Source organism: Hanstruepera sp. CR43 (assembly GCF_055227665.1).
The window spans coordinates 346,286-359,051 of record NZ_CP200078.1 but is presented as its reverse complement, the minus strand read 5'-3'; the positions used below and the strand labels follow the sequence as shown (position 1 = coordinate 359,051).

At 35.6% G+C, this 12,766-nt stretch carries 11 protein-coding genes; 5 read left to right on the top strand and 6 right to left on the bottom strand.

Annotated features, from left to right (window positions below):
• Positions 1-21 precede the first annotated feature (21 nt).
• From ACKXGU_RS01605 to prfB, 3 genes are all read right to left on the bottom strand, one after another.
• Complete coding sequence (locus ACKXGU_RS01605; protein ID WP_463466340.1) at positions 22-2,481, bottom strand: TonB-dependent receptor; 2,460 nt, start codon at positions 2,479-2,481, stop codon at positions 22-24.
• Between the two features lie 106 nt (positions 2,482-2,587).
• Complete coding sequence (arsC, locus tag ACKXGU_RS01600) at positions 2,588-2,929, bottom strand: arsenate reductase (glutaredoxin) (protein WP_463466339.1); 342 nt, start codon at positions 2,927-2,929, stop codon at positions 2,588-2,590.
• Between the two features lie 11 nt (positions 2,930-2,940).
• Positions 2,941-4,051, bottom strand: a protein-coding gene (gene prfB / locus ACKXGU_RS01595; protein ID WP_463466338.1) for a peptide chain release factor 2 whose coding sequence is annotated in 2 segments (ribosomal slippage) — positions 2,941-3,987 and positions 3,989-4,051 — 1,110 coding nt in all. Because the reading frame shifts where the segments join, the coding sequence is not laid out codon by codon here.
• 98 nt (positions 4,052-4,149) lie between these two features.
• Here prfB and ACKXGU_RS01590 point away from each other — a divergent pair.
• Positions 4,150-5,172, top strand: a complete 1,023-nt coding sequence (locus ACKXGU_RS01590; RefSeq protein ID WP_463466337.1) for a threonine aldolase family protein — start codon at positions 4,150-4,152, stop codon at positions 5,170-5,172.
• Between the two features lie 40 nt (positions 5,173-5,212).
• Here ACKXGU_RS01590 and ACKXGU_RS01585 read toward each other — a convergent pair whose 3' ends face one another.
• The gene (locus tag ACKXGU_RS01585; RefSeq protein ID WP_463466336.1) at positions 5,213-5,536 is read right to left on the bottom strand and encodes a YbaB/EbfC family nucleoid-associated protein; all 324 of its coding nucleotides are present in this window, start codon (positions 5,534-5,536) and stop codon (positions 5,213-5,215) included.
• A gap of 70 nt (positions 5,537-5,606) precedes the next feature.
• On the opposite strand from ACKXGU_RS01585, the gene ACKXGU_RS01580 reads away from it, so the two are divergent.
• The 3 genes from ACKXGU_RS01580 to ACKXGU_RS01570 all read left to right on the top strand — a co-directional run bounded on the left by ACKXGU_RS01580 (position 5,607) and on the right by ACKXGU_RS01570 (position 10,179).
• A complete protein-coding gene (locus tag ACKXGU_RS01580) occupies positions 5,607-7,664 on the top strand; it encodes a S9 family peptidase (RefSeq protein WP_463466335.1) in 2,058 nt (685 codons plus the stop codon).
• A gap of 77 nt (positions 7,665-7,741) precedes the next feature.
• Entirely contained in the window at positions 7,742-8,782 is a 1,041-nt protein-coding gene (locus ACKXGU_RS01575; RefSeq protein ID WP_463466334.1) for a PLP-dependent cysteine synthase family protein, read from the top strand.
• A 137-nt stretch (positions 8,783-8,919) separates the two neighbouring features.
• The gene (locus tag ACKXGU_RS01570) at positions 8,920-10,179 is read left to right on the top strand and encodes an aminotransferase class I/II-fold pyridoxal phosphate-dependent enzyme (protein WP_463466333.1); all 1,260 of its coding nucleotides are present in this window, start codon (positions 8,920-8,922) and stop codon (positions 10,177-10,179) included.
• 60 nt (positions 10,180-10,239) lie between these two features.
• Here ACKXGU_RS01570 and ACKXGU_RS01565 read toward each other — a convergent pair whose 3' ends face one another.
• Complete coding sequence (locus ACKXGU_RS01565) at positions 10,240-11,358, bottom strand: GTP cyclohydrolase (protein WP_463466332.1); 1,119 nt, start codon at positions 11,356-11,358, stop codon at positions 10,240-10,242.
• Between the two features lie 15 nt (positions 11,359-11,373).
• Positions 11,374-12,378, bottom strand: a complete 1,005-nt coding sequence (locus tag ACKXGU_RS01560; protein WP_463466331.1) for a transporter — start codon at positions 12,376-12,378, stop codon at positions 11,374-11,376.
• A 102-nt stretch (positions 12,379-12,480) separates the two neighbouring features.
• On the opposite strand from ACKXGU_RS01560, the gene ACKXGU_RS01555 reads away from it, so the two are divergent.
• Entirely contained in the window at positions 12,481-12,756 is a 276-nt protein-coding gene (locus tag ACKXGU_RS01555; RefSeq protein ID WP_103052225.1) for a DUF4834 family protein, read from the top strand.
• The last annotated feature ends 10 nt before the right edge of the window (positions 12,757-12,766 follow it).

Below are 12,766 nucleotides of genomic sequence, written 5' to 3'. Positions count from 1 at the left end.
TATTTTTTTTAGTTTAAACAATTAACCCTCAAAATCAAAATCACCACCACCATTATCTCCTCGGTTTCTATCCTGACGTTGTTTTTGTTGATTGAAACGATATGTAAACGATAGTGTGAAACTGCGTTCGCGCCATTGAAATTCAGAATTACTCATAAATGTTGGTGTATTCGTTTCTGAAAGTCGTTTTCTGCTGTTGAATAAATCATTGATGTTTAATGCTATTGAAGCATTATCCTTTAATAGGTCTTTGCTAAAGGCCATATTGGTTGAAAACACACCGTCGCGTTTATTTTGGGCATCGGCCGATGGACCTCTATAATTGAGACTAGTTTGCCATTCAATGTTCAATGGCAACGTGTACTTGTTATTTAGCCTTGCAAACCAACTGGTATTATCATTATCTAATGACAGTCCGTTAGGGGTAGTTCCTCTGGTAGATTGTTGAAAAATATTAAAATTCGCATTAACATTCCACTTTCGGGATTGATTATAAATAACGGTAAATTCAAAACCAAAACGATCTTCTTCAGCTAAATTAATTGGTGAGCGTTCAATAATTGATAAATTTTGTCCACCAACATTGACGGTTTGTCCTGTATCGTAGCTCACAAAACTAAAAGCGTCTGTAGCATGTTGATAATAAGCAGACGTGTTCAATGAAACCTTACCAAACTTTTTATAATACCCTACATCAAATAAGCCAGAATAACTAGGAGCCAATTCTGGATTACCTCTAAAAATACTGGTTACACTAGAGCGTGAGGGAAAGGGGTTTATAAACCACGATCTTGGTCTACGAATTCTTCGACTGTAGGCTAACGTAATATTTTCATCTTCACTAAATTCATAACTTAAATTAACTGTTGGGAACAGCCCAAAATAGTTGTTACGGTTAAAGTCCCCACTGGTAGGCTGATCGATTGTAATACGGGTTTCTTCAAGACGCAGCCCTAATAAATATGAAAATTTATCGCCTATTTTGCTTCCAAATTGGGTGTAAGCAGCATTAACATATTCTCTGTAATTTAAGAAGTTTGAAAGGTTGGTGTTCAATTCAAAATCATTATTATCTTGATTTAAAAACCAAACCTTATAATCAGTGCCTTGATCGTTGAAATTACCACGATAACCTGCCTCAAACTGGCTACGTTCACCTATAGGTAAAACATAATCCGCTTGAAGCAATATGCGTTGTTGATCTTCCAGTGTTGATACACGTTCTGTATTGATACCTTCCAACAAAACTTCTGAAAATTCATCTTCAGAATTATCTTCGTATTGGAAATCCATCGTCAATTTGTGACCACCATCATCAAAATCTTTTTGAAAGTTCAAAGAATATTGAATAACTCTATCGTCCTCAATTTCAGGGTCGAATCGGTTTCTTTGAGATTCAAAGTCACCATTCGTGTCATATTGTGTTAAAATATTGGTAGTATTACTTTCGTTATTGCCATCTCTATAGGAAATAGCTCCTGTTAATGAAGCCGAGTCAGTGATATACCATTCTACACCAAAGTTGGTGCTTAACCCTTTTCTAACCCGATCGTAATCATTGGTTTCATCGGCGTATGTATCAGGGTTGTCTACAACTAAATCTCCATTTTCATCAAATACTTTATTAAAATACTGTGTATATGACGAAGAATTTCCGGGTGATTCGCGATAGTTATAACTTGTTGTATTGAATATATTAACATCACCCGTTCTGTAGTTGATATTACCTGAAATACCAGCTGATTTAGGATATCCAGTACTTGCAGTAACAGCTCCATTGAAACCTTGCAATTTGCTGCGTCTTAAAATAATATTTAGAATACCTGCAGTTCCTTCGGCATCATAACGTGCAGAAGGTGAGGTTATCACTTCAACGCGTTCAATGGATTCCGCTGGTAGTTGACGCAAGGCATCGGTTGAATTCAATCCGACTAATCCAGATGGCTTACCATTGATCAAAATTCTAACATTTTCGTTACCGCGTAGCGCTACGTTTCCTTCAACATCCACAGAAACAGAAGGCACATTATCCAAAACATCACTAACTGTTCCACCGCGTACCGTTAAATCTTTGCCAACATTATAAATTTTCTTATCCAGTTTAATATCTACTGTTGTAGTTTCTGCAATAATTTCGACTTCATCTAAAGCCTGGGCATTTTCAGCTAGACCAATCGTCCCTAAATTTCTGTCGGCAGTCAGTGACTGATTGGGAATAGTTAGTTTGTCAAAACCAATAAATTCAACAGTAATATCATAGGTTCCAGAAGGAACGGGAATACTAAAAGCACCGTCCATATCCGTTATACCTCCAGTTTCAACTCTGTCTTCAGCTTTATTAAAAAACGCTACGGTAGCGTATTCTAGAGGTTGGTTGGTTGTTTTATCAAAAACCTTACCTGATATAGTTACTTCTTTGTTTTGGGAGAATGAGGTTAAGGAAATGGTTAATAAGATAAGGGTCAGAAAAAGTTTATTCATTTTAGTGGTTTTACTTTCTAGGACTGCAAAAATAACCTTTGGCTTAGACCACTTTGGTTAAAACTATGTTAAATAAAAAAGCTTCAAGAAATTGAAGCTTTTTTATTTAAAGTATGTCTTTTATTCTTTCAGGAGGTCTTCCAATGACAGCTTTGTCATTTGATATAACAATTGGCCGTTCTATCAGCTTGGGGTTTTCAGCCATGGCTTTGATTATTTGGGCATCGGATAATTCTTTTCCTTTATAGTTTTCTTTCCAAACAGTTTCATTTTTTCTGACCAAATCTATAGGTTTGATATCTAATTTGGAAAGGAGATCCTTTAATTCAGATTCTGAAAGTGTGTCTTCTAAGTACTTTCTAATATCAAATTGTTTGCCAGAATGTTCTAAAATTTCAAGACCTTCCCGAGATTTTCTGCATCTGTTATTATGGTATATGGTAATCATACTGTTGCGAATTATAAGGTTTCTGATTCAGATTCTTTTTGCCCCATCATCATTAAGTAGGCTTTTAAAAAGGGTTCGATATGCCCATCCATAACAGCATCAACATTACCTGTTTCATGACTGGTTCGAACATCTTTAACCAATTTGTAAGGATGCATCACATAATTTCGTATCTGGCTTCCCCATTCAATTTTCATTTTTTCGGCTTCAATATCATCACGCTGTGCCATTTGCTTTTGTAATTCAATTTCATACAATTGTGATTTTAACATTTGCAAGGCACGTGCGCGGTTATCATGTTGTGAACGCGTTTCGGAACATTGAATTTGAATACCAGATGGTTTATGCAATAGTTGTACTTTGGTTTCAACCTTGTTGACATTCTGTCCGCCAGCGCCACTGGATCGGGCTGTAGTTATTTCAATGTCAGCTGGGTTGATTTCAATTTCTATAGTATCATCTACTAAGGGATAAACATAAACGGAGGCAAAACTGGTATGACGTTTGGCATTACTGTCAAAGGGAGATATTCTAACAAGTCGGTGTACGCCATTTTCACCTTTAAGCCAACCAAAGGCAAATTCGCCTTCAATTTCAAGTGTCACAGTTTTAATTCCAGCCACATCACCATCTTGAAGGTTCAACTCTTTAACCTTAAAGCCATTTTTTTCTGCATACATTAAATACATACGCATAAGCATGCTCGCCCAATCACAGCTCTCGGTACCACCAGCTCCGGCAGTTATTTGTAATACGGCACTTAAATTATCGCCTTCTTCTGAAAGCATATTCTTAAACTCTAAATTTTCAATGAGAGTCTTGGCAGATTCAAAACGATTCTCAACATCTTCGGCAGTTGATTCACCTTCTTTATAGAATTCATAAATGACTTCCAAATCTTCCACTAATTCTTTGCCATTGTTATAGTCTTCTACCCACTTTTTTTTACTTCTCAAAGATTGCATAATTGCTTCAGCGGCTTTGGAATCATTCCAAAAATTGGGGTCAAAAGTCTGTTCTTCTTCGTTTTGAATTTCAATAAGTTTGGCATCTATGTCAAAGATAGTGCCGTAGCTTCACTAGGCGTGTATTAAGATCTTTAATTTGATCTGACGTAATCATAAATTGTCAAGTTTTATGTATTGCAAAATTAAAATTTAAAATAGTTTCTTAAAATTTAACGTCATTTATTTTATAGCTTTATGGTTTAAAATACAACTATGATCATAGACTTGCGAAGTGATACCGTTACAAGACCATCTAAAGACATGTTGGAGGCCATGATGCAGGCCACTGTTGGTGATGATGTTTTTGATGAAGATCCCACAGTTAAGGTTTTGGAACAGCGTTTAGCCAATATGTTTGGAAAACCTAGAGCCTTGTTTTTTCCTAGCGGTAGTATGGCGAATCAAACGGCTTTAAAATTGCATACACAGCCAGGTGAACAGGTTATTTGCGATAAAACAGCGCACATTTATAATTATGAAGCGGGAGGAGCGTCATTTAATAGCGGTATTTCCTGTAAATTATTGGATGGCAATAGAGGTATGTTTACGGCTAGACAGGTTGAGGAAGCTATTAATCCAAATGCTTTTTATTATGCCAAGACTTCCTTGGTTGAAGTGGAAAATACCGCAAATAGAGGAGGAGGCTCTTGTTGGGACTTTGAAGAAATTAAAAGCATTAGAAATGTCTGTGACAAACATGAATTAGGATTTCATTTAGATGGCGCCCGAATTTGGAATGCTTTGATTGAAAAAAACGAATCCCCTAAGCAATATGGTGATCTTTTTGATACTATTTCGGTTTGTTTAAGTAAAGGACTAGGTTGTCCGATTGGTTCTGTTTTGATAGGTGATGAAAGTATTATGAAGGGTGCTGTTAGAATCAGGAAGGTATTTGGTGGTAATATGCGCCAAGTGGGATATTTAGCAGCTGCTGGCTTATATGCTTTGGATAATAATATAAATAGGTTAAAAGAGGATCATAAACGTGCCAAGGAAATAGGTGAGGTTTTAATCAATCAATCTTACATAAAATCTGTTGAACCCATAGAAACCAACATCATTATTTTTGAATTGAAAGATATCGTGAGTGATGATGATTTTATCACATCGATGGATAAGGAAAGTGTAAAATTAATTGGTATGGGTAGTGGTAAATTACGTATGGTCACCCATTTGGATTATACCGATAGTATGCACGATAAGTTTTTAACCCTTCTAAACCAATTTACTTTATAGTAATTCGGTAATTTTTAATCTGTACAATGAGTTGGACAAGCTACTTAAACATATCCGTACCTGGAATGTTAGGCATGCCATCTTTGGCCACAGCAGCAATTTCTGTTTCATGAACTTCGGTTGCTCGTTCAATAGCTTTGTTTAAAGTCAGTATCAAATAGTCTTCCAATTGTTCTTTGTCTTGGAACAATTCCTCGTCAATTGAAATATCTTTAAGGGTTCTATTGGCGGTAATAGTCACTTGTAATTTTCCATCATTACTAGACTGATCAATCAGCACTGTATCCAAACGTTTTTTGGTTTCTTCTACTTTTTTTTGGGTCTCCTTCAATTTGCCCATCATTCCCATTAAATCTCCAAACATAATTTATTCTTTTTTATTGATTACAAAGCTATTAATTTTTATATTTTTGACGCTTTGTAAATTTCTTTTTTTGAAAAAATCCGTTAAAGCACCCGTTGCAAAAAAACAACCTCACAAACTAGAGAAACATGGCGATGTACGTGTGGATGACTACTTTTGGCTTAACGAACGTGATAACCCCGAAGTTAGAGCCTATCTAGAAGCTGAAAACGATTATACAGAATCCATTTTAAAGCACACAGAACCACTTCAAAAAGCTCTTTTTGAAGAAATGAAATCAAGAATCAAAGAAGATGATTCTTCCGTACCATATTTTTATAATGGATATTGGTATATCACCAGATATGAAACGGGTAAGGATTATCCAATATATGCTCGAAAAAAGGGAGTCTTGAGTGCTGCCGAAGAGATTATGTTTGATTGCAATATCATGGCACAAGATTTCGCCTATTTTAAATTGGGTGGTATTTCTATTAGTCCCAATAACCAGTATGCGGCTTTTTCGGTTGATACGGTCAGTAGACGGCAGTATACCATTCAAATCAAGGATTTAATTACTGGTGAAATTTTTGAAAATAAAATTGAAAACACAACCGGTAGCTGTACATGGGCAAATGATAATAAAACCTTGTTTTATTCCAGAAAGGACAAAGTAACGCTTCGTGCACACAAAATCTACAAGCATGAGTTACAATCAAACCCGAAGCATGATGTAGTGGTATATCATGAAGAAGATGAAACTTTCAATACCTATGTATATAAAACCAAGTCTCGAAAATATATTGTAATCGGCTCTTCAAGTACATTAACTTCAGAGTATCGAATTTTGAATGCGGATACTCCAAACAAGGATTTTTCCATTTTCCAAGAACGAATAAGAAGCGTTGAGTATGCCATCTCACATTATCAGAATTCATTTTATATTATAACCAATCGTGATGGTTGTAGCAATTTTAAGTTGCAAAAGACTCATGAAAATACCACTGGAATTGAAAACTGGAAAGATGTACTTCCGTATAGGGATAATGTATTAATTGAAGATATTGAAATATTTAAGGATTATTATGTTTTAAACGAACGTGAAAACGGACTCAATAAACTACGGGTTATCAGTTGGGATGGCATGGAAGATTACTATTTGCCTTTTGATAGTGAAACCTACACGGCCTATGTAGGCAACAATCCTGAGTTTAACAGTGATGTCTTGAGATACTCTTTTAATTCCTTAACCACACCAAGTTCGGTAATTGATTACAATTTTAAAACTAAAGTAAGTATTGTTCAAAAAGAACAGGAGGTATTAGGAGATTTTAATAAAGAAGATTACCAGTCAGAGCGAGTATGGGCTGTCGCCAGAGACGGAGTCAAAGTTCCCATGTCAATTGTCTACAAAAAGGGTATGAAAAAAAATGCTAACAATCCCTTTTTGTTATATGCCTATGGGTCTTATGGGTCTACTATTGATCCTTATTTTTCAACTATTAGATTGAGTTTGCTGAACAGGGGCTTTATTTATGCTATCGCACATATTCGTGGCGGAGAATATTTAGGTCGTGATTGGTACGAAAATGGAAAGTTATTAACAAAAGTAAATACATTCCATGATTTCATCGATTGCTCCAAATACTTGATTGAACAAGGTTATACCTCTTCAGAACATCTTTATGCTTATGGAGGGTCAGCTGGAGGATTATTGATGGGTGCCGTAATAAACATGGAGCCAAAGCTTTATAATGGGGTTATTGCAGCGGTACCATTTGTTGATGTTGTTACAACCATGTTAGATGATAGTATTCCATTGACTACTGGCGAATATGATGAATGGGGGAATCCTAATAATGAGGTCTATTATAATTACATGAAATCATACTCACCTTACGATAATGTTTCAAGGCAAGAATACCCGCATTTATTGGTAACAACAGGGATACATGATTCACAGGTACAATACTGGGAACCTGCCAAATGGGTGGCCAAATTAAGAGACCTAAAAACCAGTGATAACAAATTGTTACTTCATGTTGATATGGATACGGGACACGGAGGCGCTTCAGGTCGATTTGAGAGTTTGAAGGAAGTTGCTTTGGAGTATGCTTTTTTATTGGATTTGGAAGGAATTTATAGCTAGTTAAAAAAAAATTGTATTTTTGCGAGGTTTTGGGCTGTATTTTAAATAAATTTAAAAACGCTCACTAAAAAACTTTTATGGGACAAAAAAATCAAGTTTTTGACAACGTATTGGATTTGGTAGGAAACACACCACTTATTAGATTAAATACTATCACAAAACCATTTAAAGGGAATTATTATGCTAAAGTTGAAGCATTTAATCCCGGACACTCTTCAAAAGACAGAATTGCACTCTACATTATAGAACAAGCTGAAAAGCAAGGTATTTTAAAACCAGGAGACACCATTATTGAAACAACGTCAGGTAATACGGGTTTCAGTATAGCCATGGTAAGTATCATTAAAGGTTACAATTGCATTTTAGCAGTGAGTTCAAAGTCATCTTTAGATAAAATAGATATGCTGAAAACCATGGGAGCCAAGGTTTATGTATGCCCTGCCCATGTTAGTGCAGACGATCCAAGGTCATATTATGAAGTAGCGAAACGTTTACATCAAGAAATCAAAGGTTCGGTATACATTAACCAGTATTTCAATCAATTAAATATCGATGCACATTATGCATCAACAGGTCCTGAAATTTGGAAGCAAACGGAAGGTAAAATAACGCATTTAGTGGCTTGTAGTGGTACGGGTGGAACGATTTCTGGTACAGCCAAATATTTAAAAGAACAAAACCCTAACATTAAAGTAATTGGTGTTGATGCCTATGGTTCGGTTATAAAGAAATATCATGAAACCAGAGAATTTGATGAAAAGGAAATATATCCATATCGAATTGAAGGTTTAGGTAAAAACTTAATTCCAACCGCTACAGAGTTTGATGTCATTGATGAATTTGTAAAGGTAACCGATGAAGAGAGTGCCCATACAGCCAGGGAAATTGCTAAAACTGAAGGATTATTTGTTGGGTATACTTCTGGAGCTGCCATGCAGGCAATCAAGCAATTGAACGAAGAAGGTGCATTTGAAAAAGATGCCAATGTGGTGGTGGTATTCCCAGATCATGGTTCACGTTACATGAGCAAGATTTACAGTGACAAGTGGATGAATGAACAAGGTTTCTTCGATAGCATAAATGAAGAAGCTTTAGAAAGTATTGAGTTTATAAAGTAGTTTAAAAAAAAAATATGTGATAGCTAGCTTTTCTTGAAAAGTTAGCTATCTTTTTTGTTAATAACAGTGTCAAAAATTATTATGCTGTGATTTTATAAATATTTAATTTTGTAGCATCTAACTAGATTAATGGCTTTATGAAAGATTTATTTGATAAAATATATAGAGATAAAGGGCCTTTAGGGAAATGGGCCTCTCAAGCCGAGGGCTATTTTGTTTTCCCAAAATTGGAAGGTGAAATATCCAATCGTATGAAATTTCAAGGTAAAGAAGTTATCACTTGGAGTATCAACGATTACTTGGGATTAGCCAATAACCCTGAAGTTCGAAAAGTGGATGCCGAAGCAGCAGCCAAATACGGATCTGCTTATCCAATGGGAGCCAGAATGATGTCTGGTCATACCGATTTGCATGAGCAACTACAAAACGAGTTGGCGGCATTTGTTAATAAAGAAGCTGCTTATCTTCTAAATTTTGGATACCAAGGTATGGTGTCAACCATTGACGCTTTGGTCTCTAAAGACGATATTATTGTATATGATGTTGATGCACATGCTTGTATTATTGATGGTGTGCGTTTACATATGGGTAAGCGCTTTACCTATAAGCACAATGACGTAGAGAGTTTAGAGAAAAACTTGGAGCGTGCCACTAAAATGGCTGAACAAACTGGTGGTGGTATTTTAGTGATTTCTGAAGGTGTGTTTGGTATGCGAGGAGAGCAAGGTCGTCTGAAGGAGATTGTAGCTCTTAAGGAAAAATATAACTTCCGCTTTTTTGTTGATGATGCTCATGGTTTTGGAACTTTGGGTGCAACAGGAGCAGGAGCAGGTGAGGAACAAGGTGTACAAGATGGCATTGATGTGTATTTTGCCACTTTTGCGAAGTCTATGGCTAGCACTGGAGCATTCATAGCTGCCGATAAAGAAATTATAGATTACTTGAAATATAATTTAAGGTCACAGATGTTTGCAAAATCTCTGCAAATGCAATTGGTAGTTGGTGCTTTAAAACGTTTGGATATGTTACGTACCATGCCGGAACTCAAAAAGAATTTATGGACCATTGTTGATGCTTTACAATCAGGATTAAAGGAGCGAGGTTTTGATATTGGAACGACCCAAAGTTGTGTAACTCCAGTATATCTACAAGGTAGTATTCCTGAAGCAATGGCATTGGTAAAAGACTTGCGTGAAAATTATGGAATATTCTGTTCTATAGTGGTTTACCCTGTGATACCTAAAGGATTAATTTTACTGCGAATGATTCCTACGGCAACTCATACATTGGAAGATGTCAGGGAAACTTTAGACGCATTTGATGCTATTCGTAACCGATTGGAAAATGGTACTTACAAACGCTTATCAGCTTCAGTTACAGCTGCCATGGGTGAGTAAGTAATATATTTAATATATTATAGAATTTATTAAAGCCTATTCAGATGAGTGGGCTTTTTTTTATAGTAGTTTCTTGAAAGTAGCCCGTCTTTTAATGATTTGTGCATTAAAATCTTTCCATATCTGATGTGAAGCATGATTGTCGGCCAATTCTGGTAACCGGATACAGGTTTCTATACCGTATTTGGATAGTGATTTATGGAATTCTTCAAAAATAATAGCGGTCACCCCTTTGTTTTGATAATGAGGCTCAACGCCAATTAAATAAAATAAAGCCGTTTTGCTATTTTTTTTGGCTTTTAACAGTTTTAAAAATCCAAAAGGAAAGAGTTTTCCTTTTACTTCCTGCAATGCCTGTGAAAAAGACGGCAATACGATAGCAAAAGCAACCATGTTGTCATTAGAATCCAAAACAAACTTGATATATTCGGGATTAATAAAACTGATGAATTTCTTCTTTAAGTATTCTTGTTGTTTGCTCGAAATAGGGACGAAAGTCGATAATTTGGAATATGAGCGATTAAACAGCGCAAACATATCATCCAAATAGGGAATGATGTCTTTAGAATTCGTAAAATTGGCAGGTTTTAAATTATAACGCTCTTTAATTAATTTATTGACTCTTTTAAAACGATCGACAGGTGCTTTGTTAAAATCAAACTTACTTTCTATATATTCTTTTTCTATTTTGAATCCGAATTTATTGAAATGATCAATGTAGTAAGGGTGATTGTACCAGGTAGCCATAGTGCCAATATGGTCAAAACCTTCTGTCAATGCACCATTCTTATCTAAATTTGAAAAGCCAACAGGGCCTTCTATGAATTCTAAATTATGGGATTTACCTATTTCAGTGACTTTATCCAATAACATTTTTGAAACCTCAAAATCATCAATGACATCAAACCATCCAAAGCGCATTTTTTTAACCTGTTGTTCTTGGACTTCTGTCCAGTTGATTATGGCAGCTACACGACCAGCAATGGCACCATTTTTATAAGCTAAATACAGATGAACATCGGCATGTTCTAAGGCAGGATTCTTTTCTTTGGTAAAAGTAGCCATTTCATCAGTGATGATGGGTGGTACCCAATATTTGGAGTCTGCGTATAAATTGAAAGGGAAAGTGACAAAGGCTTTGAGTTCCTTTTTGCTTTTAACTTCTAAAAGTTCTATCATAAATCGTTTCTGCTACTAATTAAGGCCATCATCAAAATCGTTGCCTTTTCTTTTATTTTTCTTTCTTTCTTTTCTATTTGGAGCTTCTTTATTGGTGCGTCTCTCAAGCTCTTCTTCAGCTGAAGTGCCATCGCTTTCTTCTTTATCTACATGGAAATCCAATCGGTAGGAAGCGCCCAAAGTCACACCAAATACAGAGGGCGTATCTTTAGTATTGAATGTCAATGCAGTATCCAATTGAAAATTCTTGTGCCACAAATAGGCACCGCCAAAACGAATTAAATTATCTGCATAATAATCACTGCTAATACCCTGTGTTTCACCAAAAATAACCCATTGATCGGTTATAGACTTGGTTAGAGTTAAAATGTAAGTAAAATCAGATCGGTCAGTACCAATTCTGTCTTTTATAAAATTGGTAACAAATACCCAGCCTCCTGCAAAATTATTTTGGGTAGCTACCATGATTTTGGGACTAAAACCTTCAACATAACCATTTTCAGTTGCTACAAACGGATTATTTTTGGTATCGTAATTGGCGCCAGCATATACGGCGACAGCTGGAATAAGATGTTTCCATTTAAAGCTATGATTGGCTTTCCAGCTATAAAGATTGGGTTTTTCTTCCTCGGCATTTTTATAAGGATCATATACCAAGTATTTAGCACCAATGGTCAATGTTTTAAAATTACTTAAGGTTTCTTCATTGGAAAAAGCATTTCCGTATTCTCTTTTGGTAGACTGAAAAGTTCCTTTCAAATTCAGTTCCAATTGAGGCCACAACAAACCATAGCGTGCTTCAAAATCAACACCGATACTTTTATCATCTCTTTTTAGAGGCCGGTGTTCTTCATTGAGTATGTAAGGACCAACTTCCAACTGGATGACATTGGTCCCTACTGAAAAAGCACTGCTTGAAACCCCAGGTCTATTGGAATTGATAACTTCGGTATATTGGGAAAAGGAGTAAGATGTTGTAAGAGAAACAAATACAACTAAAATAGTTTTAATTGATTTCATAAGTTAAGCTTTGGAATCAAATATAGATATTTTATATTTTTTTTAAGTATATAAAGCCATATTTAACCACTAGGAATCGTATTTTTGTTAAAAATTAGTACTATGCTGCAAACAGCTTCTTTTACTGGCTTGTTGAAAACCATATTAATTATTATGTTGGTGTATTATGGCATTAAGATCCTATCCCGGATTTTTGCCCCTGCATTGTTGCGATATGTTACTAAAAAAGCTGAAAAGCAATTCGGGCAGCAATTTAATCAATACAATCGGCAAGAGCCCCAAAAAAAGGAGGGAGAAACGGTTATTGATAAAATGCCTCAATCCAAAACTTCAAATAAAAATGTTGGTGAATATGTAGATTACGAAGAAATTGATTAATTTTCGCAAT